The 15,710-nt window shown below is 58.3% G+C and carries 13 protein-coding genes and 1 pseudogene; 3 read left to right on the forward strand and 11 right to left on the reverse strand.

Going from position 1 to position 15,710, the window contains the following annotated elements; translation table 11 throughout:
* Positions 1-38: 38 nt before the first annotated feature.
* Complete coding sequence (locus AC1MEE_RS19490) at positions 39-809, reverse strand: sulfite exporter TauE/SafE family protein (RefSeq protein ID WP_480411217.1); 771 nt, start codon at positions 807-809, stop codon at positions 39-41.
* Between the two features lie 277 nt (positions 810-1,086).
* On the opposite strand from AC1MEE_RS19490, the gene xseA reads away from it, so the two are divergent.
* Both xseA and AC1MEE_RS19500 read left to right on the forward strand, forming a co-directional pair.
* The gene (xseA, locus tag AC1MEE_RS19495) at positions 1,087-2,466 is read left to right on the forward strand and encodes an exodeoxyribonuclease VII large subunit (protein WP_480416277.1); all 1,380 of its coding nucleotides are present in this window, start codon (positions 1,087-1,089) and stop codon (positions 2,464-2,466) included.
* 7 nt (positions 2,467-2,473) lie between these two features.
* A complete protein-coding gene (locus AC1MEE_RS19500; RefSeq protein WP_480411218.1) occupies positions 2,474-3,331 on the forward strand; it encodes a peptidoglycan DD-metalloendopeptidase family protein in 858 nt (285 codons plus the stop codon).
* Between the two features lie 37 nt (positions 3,332-3,368).
* Here AC1MEE_RS19500 and AC1MEE_RS19505 read toward each other — a convergent pair whose 3' ends face one another.
* The 3 genes and pseudogenes from AC1MEE_RS19505 to AC1MEE_RS19515 form a co-directional block, all read right to left on the reverse strand.
* A complete protein-coding gene (locus tag AC1MEE_RS19505; protein ID WP_480416278.1) occupies positions 3,369-4,232 on the reverse strand; it encodes a methyl-accepting chemotaxis protein in 864 nt (287 codons plus the stop codon).
* Positions 4,224-5,120, reverse strand: a pseudogene (locus AC1MEE_RS19510) (MCP four helix bundle domain-containing protein); the annotation flags it as partial. The pseudogene AC1MEE_RS19510 and the gene AC1MEE_RS19505, both read right to left, overlap by 9 nt.
* 100 nt (positions 5,121-5,220) lie before the next feature.
* The gene (locus AC1MEE_RS19515; RefSeq protein WP_480411219.1) at positions 5,221-5,553 is read right to left on the reverse strand and encodes a hypothetical protein; all 333 of its coding nucleotides are present in this window, start codon (positions 5,551-5,553) and stop codon (positions 5,221-5,223) included.
* A 363-nt stretch (positions 5,554-5,916) separates the two neighbouring features.
* Between AC1MEE_RS19515 and leuA the strand changes: the two genes are divergently transcribed.
* A complete protein-coding gene (leuA, locus tag AC1MEE_RS19520) occupies positions 5,917-7,587 on the forward strand; it encodes a 2-isopropylmalate synthase (protein WP_480411220.1) in 1,671 nt (556 codons plus the stop codon).
* Positions 7,588-7,767: 180 nt separating this feature from the next.
* Here leuA and AC1MEE_RS19525 read toward each other — a convergent pair whose 3' ends face one another.
* From AC1MEE_RS19525 to ispG, 7 genes are all read right to left on the reverse strand, one after another.
* Positions 7,768-8,559, reverse strand: coding sequence for an amidohydrolase (locus tag AC1MEE_RS19525; RefSeq protein WP_480411221.1), 792 nt, complete (start codon positions 8,557-8,559; stop codon positions 7,768-7,770).
* Complete coding sequence (locus tag AC1MEE_RS19530) at positions 8,552-9,712, reverse strand: pyridoxal phosphate-dependent aminotransferase (protein ID WP_480411222.1); 1,161 nt, start codon at positions 9,710-9,712, stop codon at positions 8,552-8,554. The genes AC1MEE_RS19525 and AC1MEE_RS19530 overlap by 8 nt, the downstream gene beginning before the upstream one ends.
* 120 nt (positions 9,713-9,832) lie before the next feature.
* Positions 9,833-11,299, reverse strand: coding sequence for a ribosome biogenesis GTPase Der (gene der, locus AC1MEE_RS19535; RefSeq protein ID WP_480411223.1), 1,467 nt, complete (start codon positions 11,297-11,299; stop codon positions 9,833-9,835).
* Between the two features lie 159 nt (positions 11,300-11,458).
* Entirely contained in the window at positions 11,459-12,610 is a 1,152-nt protein-coding gene (gene bamB, locus AC1MEE_RS19540) for an outer membrane protein assembly factor BamB (protein ID WP_480411224.1), read from the reverse strand.
* Positions 12,603-13,211, reverse strand: coding sequence for a tetratricopeptide repeat protein (locus AC1MEE_RS19545; protein ID WP_480416279.1), 609 nt, complete (start codon positions 13,209-13,211; stop codon positions 12,603-12,605). The genes bamB and AC1MEE_RS19545 overlap by 8 nt, the downstream gene beginning before the upstream one ends.
* Positions 13,212-13,283: 72 nt before the next feature.
* Positions 13,284-14,573, reverse strand: coding sequence for a histidine--tRNA ligase (hisS, locus tag AC1MEE_RS19550; protein ID WP_480411225.1), 1,290 nt, complete (start codon positions 14,571-14,573; stop codon positions 13,284-13,286).
* A gap of 24 nt (positions 14,574-14,597) precedes the next feature.
* Positions 14,598-15,707, reverse strand: a complete 1,110-nt coding sequence (ispG, locus tag AC1MEE_RS19555) for a flavodoxin-dependent (E)-4-hydroxy-3-methylbut-2-enyl-diphosphate synthase (RefSeq protein ID WP_480411226.1) — start codon at positions 15,705-15,707, stop codon at positions 14,598-14,600.
* Positions 15,708-15,710 lie beyond the last annotated feature (3 nt).

Below are 15,710 nucleotides of genomic sequence, written 5' to 3' on the forward strand. Positions count from 1 at the left end.
CGGATAATAAAGGCAGCTTAATCCCCCGATCTTGCAGGTCAAGTGCTGAGGTAGCGCCCGATCAGCGCAATGCCACTGGCCAGCACCAGCCAGGTGACCAGGCGCACGAAAGCCTCACGCGACAGTTTCATCGTCAACGAGCGACCAATCCATGAGCCAACCGCCATCGCCGGAAACAGACACGCTGCCAACATCAGCAACGGCATTTCGGCGTACACCCCCGCCACTAGAAACAGGCTCAACCGAACGATGGTGCTGCAACTGATCAATGCCGCCTGAGTGGCCCGCACCTGCTCCTTGGACGACAAGCGGCTGTTGAGGTAGATCGCATATAAAAAACCACCGCTGCCGAATAACGCACCGAACAGGCCGCCAACGGTGCCCATCGGTACCGCCCAACCCGCCGCGAGCTGTGCCGGGCGGACCTTTATCAACAGGCTGTACAGCGCGTAAGTGGTGATGAACAGCCCCATCAACAGCAGCAATACATCGGACTTGAGATTGAGCAGAAACACCACACCCAAAGAACAGCCCACCGCCATGCAGGGCAGCAAACGCAGGAGTTCAGGCTTGACCACAGATTGCCGGGAAGGCAGCAGGTTGCCGAACGCGGCGATGAAGTCCAGCAGCACCAGCAGCGGGATGATCCGCGACAACGCCATGAAGTTGATCAACACCGGCCCTGCGATCAACGCCGTGCCAAACCCGGCGATGCCGAACACGACATACGCCGCCATCACGCCCAGTTCAATCAACACCCAGTCCAGCGGCGTGAATGCCAATTGATTGAACAGCTCGGTGAGGGTCATTGGCTCGCTTCCATGAGTGCATGGGCGCTGACTGTAGCAAAAGCGAATGAGGTTCTGCAGGAGATCCCGCCCCGTCTTCGACGCCGCGCTGTCGCGCAGCAAACTCGGTCAATTGTAGGAGCGGGCTTGCCCGCGATCGGCTGCGGAGCAGGCGCAAAATCAGCGAACTCGATTCTGGCAGTAGAACTGTGCCCAGCATTTATGGGACCGCTTCGCGGTCCATCGCGGGCAAGCCCGCTCCTACAAGGAGACCGCGTGCCCGTGTATCATGCCCGCCATGATCAAAGACCCCTTCGCAAGACTCGGCCTCGACCGGGAAGTCCTCACCGTCAGCCAGCTCAACGGCCGCGCGCGCGTGCTACTGGAGGATGTGTTCAGCAATATCTGGGTTGAAGGCGAAATCTCCAACCTGTCTCGCCCCGCTTCCGGCCACGTATATTTCACCCTCAAGGACAGCGGCGCCCAGGTGCGTTGCGCGCTGTTCCGGCAAAGCGCCGCACGGGTTCGCCAGGTCTTGAAAGACGGCCTGGCGGTGAAAGTGCGTGGCAAGGTTTCGCTGTTTGAAGGCCGTGGCGACTATCAGTTGATTCTCGACACCGTCGAGCCCGCCGGTGAAGGTGCCCTGCGCCTGGCATTCGACGCCCTGAAAGAAAAGCTCAACGCCGAAGGTCTGTTCAGCGCTGAACGCAAAGTGCCGTTGCCTTTGCACCCGCAACGCATCGGCATCATCAGCTCGCCCACCGGCGCGGTGATTCGCGACATCATCAGCGTGTTCCGCCGCCGAGCGCCGCAGATCCAACTGACATTGATCCCCACCGCCGTCCAAGGCCGCGATGCCATCGCGCAGATCGTGCGGGCTCTGAAGCTGGCCGATGCCCGCGGTTTCGACGCCTTGATCCTGGCCCGAGGCGGCGGCTCGCTGGAAGATTTGTGGTGTTTCAACGAAGAAGCCGTCGCCCGGGCGATTGACGCCTGCGTGACACCCATTGTCAGCGCGGTCGGGCATGAGACCGACGTCTCGATCAGCGATTTCGTCGCCGACGTGCGCGCCCCGACACCTTCGGCGGCAGCAGAATTACTCGCCCCGGACTCCAGCGACCTGCATCGGCGGGTCGAGAACTTGAAGCGACGCTTGGTAACACGTATCCAGGATCGCCTGATGCGCGAGCGCCTGCGTCTGGACGGCGTCTCTCGACGCTTGCGCCACCCCGGCGAGCGTCTACGTCAACAGGCACAGCGTCTGGATGATCTGGACATGCGCCTGCGCCGCGCATTCGAGCAACACGCGCATAAACGCGTGGTACGCCTGGCCCATCTGGAAACGCGCCTCGCCGCGCAGCATCCGGGACGCACCCTGGCGTTCTTGAAGCAACGGCTGGACGGCTTGGCCGAACGCCTGCCACGGGCAATCCGTGAAAACCTCAAGACCCGTCGTTTGCAGCTGCAAAGCCAGATGCAGACCCTGCACGTGGTCAGCCCGCTGGCGACACTGAGTCGTGGCTACAGCATCCTGCTCGACGAGCGCGGTCAGGCGATTCGCAGCGCGGAACAAACCCATAACGGCCAGCGCCTGAAGGCCCGGCTCGGCGAAGGCGAATTGCAGGTGCGTGTTGAAGATAACCATCTGACGCCTGTCACCCTCTCCCTTTTGGATTGATTTATTGATGCTGCGTTTTATTGCGCCACTTTTTACCGGGGCATTGCTTGGCCTTTGCCTTGCCCTGCCTGCCCACGCGGCCTCCGACAGCTACATCGCCCGCCTGCTGAACAAGCCGGTGCCCGGTGGCGTCGCGGTGGTCGACCTTGGCCCGAGCACACAGGCGCCACAAGCCAGCTACCAAGGCAAACCAGTGCTGGTGGTCAAACAACAGGATGCGCGCTGGGTGGCGATTGTCGGCGTGCCGTTGACCATCAAGCCCGGCAGCCAGCAAATCACTGCGAAGACCGCGGCTGGCTCGCGCACCTTGCCGTTCACGGTTGGCAGCAAGGCCTACCCTGAACAACACATCACCTTGAAGAATCAGCGTCAGGTCAATCCGAACCCCGACGACCTGAAACGCATCGATGCCGAGTTGGCAGAACAGATTCGTGCTTACCGCAGCTTTACGCCGGGAACGCCGAGTAACCTGCTGCTGGACAAACCGGTGAACGGGCCGATTTCCAGCAGGTTCGGGGTGCGGCGCTTCTTTAATGGCGAAGAACGCAACCCTCACGCAGGCCTGGATTTCGCGGTACCCGCTGGCACACCGATCAAATCCCCGGCCGCTGGCAAGGTAATCCTGATCGGCAATTACTTCTTCAACGGCAACACGGTGTTCGTCGACCACGGCCAGGGCTTCATCAGCATGTTCTGCCACATGTCGAAGATCGACGTGAAGGTCGGGGATGCGATACCGCGCGGTGGCGTAGTCGGACGAGTCGGCTCGACCGGCCGCGCCACAGGCCCGCATATGCACTGGAATGTCAGCCTGAATGATGCGCGGGTCGACCCGGCGATTTTCATTGGCGCGTTTCAACCCTGACCTGCGCTCCCTTCACGCCGTATGATCGGGGCAGCTGCTACAGGCTAAAACGCAGCACCATCTGGTTGAGGTCTACCGCCAGACGCGAGAGATCGCTGCTGGCTGCGGAAGTCTGATTCGCACCCGTAGCCGTTTGCAGTGAAAGGTCTCGAATGCTGGTGAGATTGCGGTCGACTTCACGTGCCACTTGGGCCTGTTCTTCCGAAGCCGCGGCAATGCTGACGTTGCGCTCGTTGATTTGCAGCACCGAAGCGGTGATTTCGTTCAACGCAATCCCGGCTGATTCGGCTATTTTCAGGCTTTGCTGAGAGCGTTGACTACTTTGTTGCATGGCACTCACGGCCTTCGCAGCCCCGCCTTGCACCGCACTGACCATGCCCTCGATTTCGCTGGTGGACTGCTGTGTGCGATGAGCCAAGGCACGGACTTCGTCGGCAACCACTGCGAAGCCACGACCGGCCTCTCCAGCTCGGGCAGCCTCGATGGCAGCGTTCAGGGCCAGCAGATTAGTCTGCTCAGCAACGCCTCGGATTACATCGAGGACTTGCGTAATGTTCTGGATTTGTTCGGCCAGCCCATTGATCTCCTGGGTGGTGTACTGAACATCCTCAAACAACTCGCCGATAACCTTGACGGTTTCTTCGACGCGTTGTTTTCCGATCACAGCGGACTTACTGGACTCCTGCGCAGCTGTGGAGGCCATGACCGCATTGCGAGCAACCTCCTCGACCGCTGCGCTCATTTGATTCACAGCGGTGGCAGCCTGCTCGATTTCATCGTTCTGGCGCTGCATTCCGCGCAAGGCATCCGCGGTCACGGCGGTCATCTCTTCCGAGGTCGACGCCAACTGGGTGGATGAATCATTGATTTGTTTGATTGCCGTGCGCAGGTTCTCTTGCATCAGTGCCAAGGCTGCAAGCAGGCGTCCTGCTTCATCCCTATAGTCGAGTTCGATGCTCTTGCTGAAATCATTAGCGGCGATTCGCTCCGCGACGTTCAGTGCTCGCGCAATCGGCCCACTGAGGCTGCGAGTGAAAAGCCAGGCCAGCAGCACCGTAGCCACCAGCGCAACGAAAATGGCAACCGTCGTGGTGATCTGACTGATGCTGTAGGTCTCATTCGCACGGTTCCCGGCATCGACAGCTTTCTTGTCAGCCCTTGCGCTCAACTGATCGAGGGAGTCATTTAGCTTGCCAGCAGACAGGGTCAACCCGCCCGAGGGTGCAGTAAGATCCTCTGCCTGATCGTAGAGGCCCTGTCCCAATGCATCGAGGAAGCGCTGGTGCATACCAACGTAATTTTGCAGCGCCGAGCGCAACTGGGCGTAGATAACCTTGCCTTGGTCGGTGATCACCAACGCCTGCATTTTATCGACGTACCCTTGCAACGCACTACGTGCCGCCTTCACATCAGCCAACACCGGATCACGTTTCTCCGCAGCATCCTTGTGCAATCGCAGCAACGCGTTGTCCAGCCGGATTTGCCTCAGCGCGAGTTGCATCTGGTCGATCAGGCGAACACTAGGGACTACATTGGTCTCGATCAGCTTTTCCGCATCCGCCATCGCTGACGAATACTTGAGCGAAAACAGCCCTTGAACCACGACCAGTAAAGCGAAGAAGCCAAAACACAGCACTGCACGTGGGGCGATATTCAATTTTCTAAGGTTCATGGATGAGCCGCACCATTCAGAGATAGATATATAACCTATCGTGAAGAATCGTTTCAGCTTTAGAAAAATCATCAAAAATAGCGAAATTTCTGTTATTTCCTCTTCTGGGGCAGCCATCCGATGAAGCAAATATCTTTTTTCCTCCTCTGTCGACTGGTCGAACGCGCCCCCATCAATGTCCCTGCCCCTGTGAAACCTATAAATGACGCTATTTCATTCATTCATCATCATCGGGTGCGAGCCAACGGAGAGCTTCCAACCTGAGCTCGTCGCTGAAACCAGAAACCTCCTCCTCGGTAAGAAGCTCTGCTCGACACATGTACATCAAATTGAAACCAATATTGTTTCGCGAGAAATTCATGGAATCGAAAATTCGATAAACATCCTTGAGACCGGCGTCTACCGCGTCTTTTGTATCAAGAACCCGTTCGCGAGTGGTTTTATCCTGACCAGTCATTGCCTCCTGAACATCACGAAAAATGCGGTCGTAAATCCGCTCGACGGCTAATGGTCTGAGCTTACTGAGCAACTTCCAGTCTGACTCTTTCATATTCACTCCCTATTCGAATCAATCAACGGTGTCTTTTATCAAATGTCGAAGAATGGTGCGAATCTCAGCGAGCCTTGATACCGCGCAATAACAGCGCAATATCCACCGAAATTCCGCTATTAAATCCTCAAAAAAATCTGAATCCGAGAACTTCTCTCAATTTTTCAGCACTACTTGCCAACTTTCACCTCAATGGTTACGGTTGACAGCATGAAAACCTCTCAAACCCTCATATTGATGCGCCAGCATCGCTGCCTCAGCCTGGTCAGTGCACGACTGCCACGCTAATCGCGGTGCCCCATCCTTTTTTTCGTTTTAACGGTAGGCCGCCTTTATCTGGCCCGTACAACAAGGATTTCCATCATGACCATGCTCAACGATCCCTCGACAAAGTACCGCGCGTTTCCAACCATCGATCTGCCTGACCGCACCTGGCCTTCGAAAGCCATCACTGCGGCACCGATCTGGTGCAGCTCCGACCTTCGCGACGGTAACCAATCGCTGATCGAGCCCATGGATGCGGTCAAGAAACTGCGTTTCTGGAAGACCCTGGTCGCCGTCGGCGTCAAGGAAATCGAAGCCTCGTTCCCGGCCGCGTCGCAGACCGACTTTGACTTCGTCCGTACCCTGATTGAAGGCAACCACATCCCGGATGACACCACCATTCAGGTGCTGACCCAGGGCCGTGAAGACCTGATCGAACGCACCTTCGAATCCCTGCGTGGGGCAAAAAAAGCCATTGTTCACCTGTACAACGCCACCTCGCCGTCGTTCCGCCGCATTGTCTTCAACCAAGACAAAGAAGGCGTGAAAGAGATTGCTGTCAGCGCTGCCAAGCTGTTCGTCAAGTTCGCAGCCCAGCAACCAGAGACCCAGTGGACCTTCGAATACTCGCCGGAAACCTTCAGCGCTACCGAACTCGAGTTCGCCAAGGAAGTGTGTGATGCGGTAATCGAGGTGTGGAACCCGACGCCTCAGAACAAAGTCATTCTCAACCTGCCCGCGACGGTTGAAGTGGCTACACCAAATGTATACGCCGACCAGATCGAGTGGTTTGGCCGCCATATCAACCGCCGCGACAGCGTGTTGATCAGCCTGCACACCCACAACGACCGTGGCACCGGTGTTGCCGCCACTGAACTGGGCCTGATGGCCGGTGCCGATCGCGTTGAAGGCTGCCTGTTCGGTAACGGCGAGCGCACCGGTAACGTCGACCTGGTGACCGTTGCACTGAACCTCTACACCCAGGGCATCAACCCTGAACTGGACTTCTCCGACATCGACGGCGTGCGCAAGGTCGTTGAGGAGTGCAACCAGATTCCGGTTCACCCACGTCATCCGTATGTCGGCGATCTGGTGCACACCGCGTTCTCTGGCTCGCACCAGGACGCTATCCGCAAGGGCTTCAGCCAACAACAGCCTGACACCTTGTGGGAAGTGCCTTACCTGCCAATCGACCCGGCCGATATCGGCCGCAGCTACGAGGCGGTGATTCGGGTCAACAGCCAATCGGGCAAAGGCGGCATCGCTTACTTGCTGGAACAGGAATACGGCATCTGCCTGCCACGTCGGATGCAGATCGAGTTCAGCCAGGTGGTTCAGGGTGAAACCGATCGCCTTGGCCTGGAAATGACTGCCCAGCAGATTCACAGCCTGCTGCATCGTGAATACCTGCAAGCCAACGTGCCGTACGCCTTGCTCAGTCACAGACTGCAGGAAGAAAACGGCAACAGCGCAGTCGATGCCGAAGTTCATTGCGATGGTGAAACCCAACACTGGCGCGGCAAGGGCAAAGGCGCTCTGGAAGCACTGGTCGCCGGCCTGCCGGTTTCCGTGGAAATCATGGACTACAACGAGCACGCCATTGGTGCAGGCACAACGGCCAAGGCAGCCGCTTACATCGAGCTACGGGTCAATGGCGATCGTGCGGTCCACGGCGTGGGCATCGATGAAAACATCACCACCGCCAGCTTCCGTGCACTGTTCAGTGCGCTGAACCGCTCACTGAGCCAGGCTGAAGCCAAAGCGGCCTGATCTGACGCCTGAAACAAAAACGGCCCCGAAGTGAAAGCTTCGGGGCCGTTTTGTATTCAAGGAATCTGTGCCTGATGAAGATCTACTGTGGGAGCGAATTCATTCGCGAATGCGTCAGGTCAGGCACCCAATAGGTTGGATGTGCTGGCCCTTTCGCGAATGAATTCGCTCCCACAGGGATTAGTGCAATTCGAACACATCCGCATCCAGATTGGCCGGGAACCGTTTACGGTAGGCAGCCAGGTCGGCGGCACTCAGGCAGACGTGGAACACACCATCGGCCTCACCGGCGCTCAACAGGCTTTCACCCTGGAAATCGAAAACGTGGCTGTCACCCGTGTAGGTGAAGCCCTTGCCGTCGATGCCAACCCGGTTAACCGCGGCAACGTAGCAGAGGTTTTCGATCGCACGCGCAGGTAGCAGGCGATTCCAGTGCAGACGCCGTGCGCCGGGCCAGTTGGCGGTATACAGCAGGAGATCGGTGTCCTGTGCGTCACGGCTCCACACCGGGAAACGCAGGTCGTAGCAAATCAGCGGCCGAATCCGCCAGCCTTTCAACTCAAACTGAACCTGCCGCTCGCCCGGGGTGAAGTGCTTGTGCTCCCCCGCCATGCGAAACAGGTGACGCTTGTCGTAATGCAACAACTCGCCATCGGGACGCGCCCACAGCAGGCGGTTACGATGACTGCCATCAGCGGCCCGGACGATCAAACTACCCGTCACCACCGCATTGAGTCGTTTGGCCTGGGCCAGCATCCACTTGGCGGTAGGCCCATGCTCCGGTTCGGCCAGGGTTTCGGATTCCATCGTAAAGCCAGTGGTGAACATCTCCGGCAGGACAATCAGATCAGCGCCCAGAGCCTGATCCAGTAGCAGCCCGAAATGCTCATGGTTGGCCTGGCGGTCGTGCCAAACCAGCGTGGTCTGGACCAACGCTATGTTGAGGTTGGGCAGTTCGCTTAGATCACGCATGGTTTTTGATCATACATAGTCTTTCCGCTGCCTGACGCAACGTCTCCTCACGCTTGGCAAAGCACAGACGAACCAGTCGTTGCCCTGGCGGTGGGCTCTGATAGAAGACCGAGATAGGGATAGTGGCCACCCCATGTTCGCGGGTCATCCACAGCGACATGTCGACATCGTTCAGATCCGGGCGGATGTTCGAGTAATCCACCAATTGAAAGTAGGTACCCGCCACGCGACTGAAGCTGAAGCACGAGGGTTCAAGCAGGTCGCAGAACAGATCGCGCTTGGCCTGATAGAACGCGGGCAGCTCTTCGACATGCTCGGGATGCTCGGCCATGAAGTCGGCCAGGGCATATTGCAGCGGTGTCACGCCACAAAAGCTCACGTACTGGTGGATCTTGCGCAACTCGGCAGTCAGTGCCGGCGGTGCGACGACGTAGCCGGTTTTCCAGCCGGTGACGTGATAGGTCTTGCCAAACGAACTGACCACGAACGCCCGCTGGTAGAGTTCTTCATGGGCCAGGACGCTGGCGTGCTGCACACCGTCGAACACCAGATGCTCATACACTTCATCACTGATCAGGTAGATATCACGGTTGGCGATCAAGGCGGCCAATTGATCGAGATCGTTGCGGGTAATCAACGCACCGCTGGGGTTGTGCGGGCTATTGAGAATGATCATCCGGGTGCGCGGGCTAATGGCATCGGCGAGCTTCTGCCAATCAATGGTGAAATCGTTCAGCCCAAGCTGCACATGCACGCAACGGCCACCGGCCAGCTCAACGGACGGCTCATAGCTGTCGTAGCACGGGTCGAACACGATGACTTCGTCGCCAGGCTGAATCACCGTCTGGATCGCGCAAAAAATCGCCTGAGTCGCACCGGGGGTAATGGTAACTTCACTGTCGGCATCGACCTGACGGCCATAGCTGCGGGCAATTTTGGCCGCAACTTGTTGGCGCAGCGCGGGCAGGCCAGTCATCGGCGAGTATTGGTTGTGACCGTCAGCAATATGACGACCCACGGCATCACGCAGCGCCTGCGGACCATCGAAATCAGGGAAACCCTGAGACAGGTTGATCGCGCCAGTCTGCGCGGCAAGCTGAGACATAACGGTGAAAATGGTGGTGCCGACGTTCGGCAACTTACTGATGATCATGGGCCATTCTCTTGCTGGCACCCGGCTCTACGGCGGCACGGAAGACAAGCAGGATAGCCCATACCACGCGCATAAAAAAAGGCGCCATTGGCGCCCTTCTTGAGAAAGTCCGTTACAAAATCAACGCTTATCCTTGCGCTTTTTGTCGGCTTTCTTGTGGTGCGACATCATGCGACGCTTCTTGTTGACCTGGCGGTCTGTGAGCGTGTTCTTGTTGCCTTCGTACGGGTTCTCGCCGCCCTTGAACTCGATCCGGATTGGCGTACCGACCAGTTTCAACACGCGGCGGTAGGTGTTCTCCAGATAACGGACATAGGACTTGGGTACTTTCTCGACCTGGTTGCCGTGAATGACGATCAACGGCGGGTTGGCACCACCCAAGTGGGCATAACGCAGCTTGATGCGGCGGCTGCCGACCATCGGAGGTGCGTGCTCGCTGACTGCGTCTTCAAGGATCTGGGTCAGACGGTTGGTCGGCCAGCGGGTGACCGCGGACTTGAACGAGTTCTGAACCGACTGGTAGAGGTTGCCCACGCCCGTGCCGTGCAAGGCCGAGATGAAGTGGATGTCGGCGAAGTCGACGAAGAACAGCCGACGTTGCAGCTCGACCTTCACGTACTCGCGCTCACTCGGCTCCATGCCATCCCACTTGTTCAACGCGATAACCAACGCACGACCGGCTTCCAGCGCAAAGCCCAGCAGGTTGAGGTCGTGATCGACTACGCCTTCACGCGCGTCCATCACAAAAATCACCACGTTGGCGTCTTTGATCGCCTGCAGGGTTTTCACCACCGAGAACTTTTCGACTTCCTCGTGGATCTTGCCGCGCTTGCGCACACCGGCGGTGTCGATCAGCGTGTACTTCTCGTCGTTACGTTCGAACGGGATGTAGATACTGTCGCGGGTGGTGCCTGGCTCGTCATAGACGATAACCCGGTCTTCACCGAGCATACGGTTGACCAGCGTCGATTTGCCGACGTTAGGACGACCGATGATCGCGATCTTGATCCCGTCTTTTTCGCTCGGACCGGGAATGCGCTTGGCTTCCTGACCTTCTGCAACTTCTTCAGGTTCGCCTTCATCTTCATCCGGGTCTTTCGGGAAATCGCTCAGGGCGATTTCCAGCATCTGGCTGATGCCACGACCGTGCGCACCGGCAACCGGGATCGCATCGCCCATGCCCAACGGGCTGAATTCGGCGCGCGCCATTTCCGGATCGATATTGTCGACCTTGTTGGCGACCACGTAGGAACGCTTGCCACGCTTGCGCAGGTGCTCGCCGATCATTTGGTCGGCAGCGGTGAAACCGGCGCGGGCGTCTACCAGGAACAGCACGACATCGGCTTCTTCGATGGCCAGCAGCGACTGCTCGGCCATCTTTTCGTCCATGCCATGTTCATCACCGGAGATACCGCCGGTGTCAACCAGAATGTAGGAGCGCCCTTGCCACTTTGCCTCTCCGTATTGGCGATCACGGGTCAGACCGGACAGATCGCCGACAATGGCGTCGCGGGTCCTGGTCAGGCGGTTGAATAAGGTGGACTTGCCGACGTTCGGTCGACCCACCAGGGCGATTACGGGAACCATGCGGCTCTCCACTTCGTTATTTCAGAAAATACAAAAGCCGCTGCAGGGCAGCGGCCGGAGTTCGGAGCGGCACTTTAAGTGCCGCGGGCCTTGCCGGAGCAAGGTTGCGAGAGGTCCCATGTTTCAAACATAGACAGCAACCTCAAGCATAGACAGCGACTACTTGATCGTCAGGGCTTCCAGCTTACCGCTGTTGCCAAACACATAAATCATGCTGCCATCAACCAGCGGACGGGCACGCAGGCCATCGCCGTCGATTTTCTCACGACCGACAAAACGACCATCGACCTGACTCAGCAGATGCAGATAGCCTTCCATATCGCCAACAGCTACATAGCTGGAAAACACTTCCGGCGCACCCAACTGGCGACGGGCCAACGAATCGTTGCTCCACAAGGCAGTCGTCGAACGCTCGTCGATCCCTTGGACGGTGCCATTGGCCAGGCTTATGTAAACGCTGCCAAAACCTTGGGCGACACCCGCATAGCTTGACGCATCACGCTGCCAAAGCACACGACCGCTTTCCAGATCCAGAGCGGAGACACGCCCCTGATAGCTGGCGACATACAACTTGCCGCCGGACAACAGCAGGCCGCCGTCGATATCGACGACGCGGTCCAGCTCCGAGCGACCTTGTGGAATAGCAATACGCTGCTCCCAGATCGGCACACCATTAGTCGTGTCCAGCGCGACGACTTTACCGGTCGACAGACCTGCCAGCGCGAGGTGGTTGGTCACGATCGGCGCGCCAGTACCGCGCAATGTCAGTACCGCCGGGGTGCTTTCGTAGATCCAGCGCTGGGTACCAGTGGCGGCATCAAGGCCGATCACACGGTCATCCTGAGTCTGGACCACAACCACGTCACCATTGGTGGCTGGCGGAGCCAACACCTCACTGGTGACGTGAGCACGCCATTTTATTTCACCGGTGGCGGAGTCCAGTGCAACGACTTCGCCTTTGAGCGTACCGAGTATGATCAGACCGTAACCCGAGCCAACGGCACCGGAAACAGGCAGTTCAAGGTCCTTCTTCCAGACCACGTCGCCGGTCATGCGATCCAGCGACATCACCACACCCGTCACGTCCGCGGCATAGATATGCTCGCCTTCGATGGCCGGAACCAACATGTTGTAAGTCTTGCCCTGACCGTCACCGATGGAGCGGCTCCATTCCTTGTGCAGAACCACTTCTTCTTTGAAGTCGGTCAGCTCGGCCGGTGGTAATTCCTTTTTACCGTTGCTGCTGCAACCCGCGGCCAAAATGGCCAGGGCCAGCAATGCTGCATGTTTCCAACGCATCACGTCACGCATCCCCTTTCGCCAGGTCGTCGAGCTTCATTTGTAGGCCACCCACTGCTGCTTCTTCAGACAGCGCGGATTTGGCTTTTTGGTAGGCGGCGTGCGCCTCGTCGGTGCGGCCCAGCTGTACCAGCAGGTCACCCTTGAGTTCTTCACGGCTGGCCAGGAAGGCCTTGTCAGCATCGCCTTCAAGCAGCTTGAGCGCGTCGTCGGTCTTGTTCTGTGCAGCCAATACCCGAGCCAGACGCTGACGAGCGATTTCACCGAGGGTGTCGCTCGCCGGCTTGTCGGTCACGGCTTTGAGTTCAGCCACCGCGTCATCGAGCTTACCGGTATCGACCGCTACTTTGGCCACGAACAGGCTGCCGTACTGGGCGTAAGCCGTGCCACCGAACTCGCTTTTCAGCTTGCCGGCGATATCCGCGACGCGTGCGGCATCGGGCTGACCATTCGGGGTCAGGGTCGTTTCCAGCAATTGCTGATAGAGCATCGAGGCGCCTTGCGACTGATTGCTCTGATATCTGTGCCAGGCCTGCCAGCCAAATACCACGATCAATGCCAGCAAACCACCAGTGACCAGGGGTTTGCCGTTGCGTTGCCACCAGTCTTTCATCACCGCCAGCTCTTCATCTTCGGTACGCGACACCCCAATACTCCTATTCGCTAAATCGGCTGTTTATCAGCTTCAACCCTGCACGACGCAGGCGGCCAGGTGCTCGGACAGAGCATCCCAGGCAATATTTTGTTGTTCGCCCTGGCCACGCAGGGGTTTGAAACCTACCACTTGCTGAGCCAATTCATCGTCACCCAGGATCAGCGCGTACGGTGCACCACTCTTGTCGGCCTTTTTGAACTGGCTTTTGAAACTGCCAGCGCCGGCGTTGACCTGCAAACGCAGGTTCGGCAGCTGGTCGCGCAAACGCTCGGTGAGCGTCAACGCAGCCAGCTCGGCAGGTTCACCAAAGGCACACAGGTAGACGTCAACCTGACGCGAGATTTCTTCCGGGATCTGCCCCAGGGTTTCCAGCAACAGCACCAGACGCTCGATACCCATCGCGAAACCGACGCCGGTCGTAGGCTTGCCGCCCATCTGCTCGACCAGGCCGTCATAACGACCACCGGCACACACGGTACCTTGGGCGCCAAGCTGATCGGTGACCCATTCGAAAACGGTTTTGCTGTAGTAGTCGAGCCCGCGCACCAGCTTGGGATTGATCACGTACGGGATACCGGCTGCATCCAGACGCGCCTTGAGGCCTTCGAAGTGGATGCGTGACTCATCGTCCAGGTAATCCGCCAGCTTCGGCGCATCCACCAACAACGCTTGGGTTTCGGGGTGTTTGGTGTCGAGGACGCGCAGCGGGTTGGTTTTCAGACGACGCTGACTGTCCTCATCAAGCTCGCTCAAGCGTGCCGACAAGAACTCCACCAGTGCATCGCGATAACGCGCACGCGCTTCGCTGGTGCCCAGGCTGTTGAGTTCCAGTTTGACCGCGTTGCGAATGCCCAGCAGGCCCCACAGGCGCCAGGTCAGGACGATCAGCTCGGCATCGATATCCGGGCCGTCGAGGTTGAAAACCTCCACACCGATCTGGTGAAACTGGCGATAACGCCCTTTCTGTGGCCGCTCGTGGCGGAACATAGGGCCGATATACCACAGTTTCTGGACCTGACCACCACCGGTAATCCCGTGTTCGAGCACTGCGCGCACACACGCAGCGGTGCCTTCCGGGCGCAGGGTCAGGGAATCACCGTTGCGATCGGCGAAGGTGTACATCTCTTTTTCGACGATGTCGGTCACTTCACCGATGGAGCGCTTGAACAGCTCGGTGAACTCGACGATCGGCATGCGGATCTGGCGATAACCGTAGTTATCCAGCAAACGCGTCACCGCGCCCTCGAAATAGCGCCACAGCGGCGTCTGATCGGGCAGGATGTCGTTCATGCCACGAATGGCTTGCAGAGACTTACTCACAAAAGATCCTTAGCGAAATCTTGATTAGCCGCGCGCGATGAGCGCTGCGTCGGCTTCGACCTTTTCGGCCGCTTTCTGACGGATCAAGCGTTCAAGCTCATCCACCAGATTGTCATTGGTCAGCTTCCGAGCTGGCTTGCCGTCGATGTAGATCAGGTTCGGCGTGCCACCGGTGAGGCCGATATGCGCTTCTTTGGCTTCGCCCGGACCGTTGACCACACAACCGATCACCGCGACATCCAGCGGCACCAACAAATCCTCAAGGCGCCCTTCCAGCTCGTTCATGGTCTTGACCACATCGAAGTTCTGCCGCGAGCAGCTCGGGCAGGCGATGAAGTTGATGCCACGGGAACGAAGGTGCAGCGATTTGAGAATGTCGTAACCGACTTTCACCTCTTCGACCGGGTCAGCGGCCAACGAGATGCGGATAGTATCGCCAATCCCTTCGGCGAGCAGCATACCTAGGCCCACGGCCGATTTCACTGTGCCTGAACGCAGTCCACCGGCTTCGGTGATGCCCAGGTGCAACGGCTGAATGATTTGCGTGGCCAACAAACGGTAGGCTGCCACTGCCATGAACACATCGCTGGCCTTGACGCTGACCTTGAAGTCCTGGAAATCCAGGCGATCCAGATGTTCGACATGACGCAATGCGGACTCGACCAACGCGGCCGGCGTCGGCTCGCCGTATTTCTTCTGCAGGTCTTTTTCCAGCGAGCCGGCGTTGACCCCGATACGGATCGGAATGCCACGATCACGCGCCGCGCTGACCACCGCACGCACGCGATCTTCACGACCGATGTTGCCCGGATTGATCCGCAGGCAGTCGACGCCCAGCTCGGCTACACGCAAAGCGATCTTGTAGTCAAAGTGGATATCGGCAACCAGAGGCACCTTGACCAGCTGCTTGATCCGGCCAAACGCCTCGGCCGCATCCATGTCCGGGACCGAAATCCGCACGATGTCGACGCCAGCCGCTTCCAGACGATTGATCTGGGCGACGGTAGCCGCAACATCGTTGGTATCGCTGTTGGTCATGCTCTGCACTGCAATGGGCGCATCACCACCCACCGGGACGGAGCCGACCCAGATTTTACGAGATTCGCGACGCTTGATCGGTGATTCGCCGTGCATGAC

It is taken from the genome of Pseudomonas sp. ASL3, assembly GCF_056680425.1.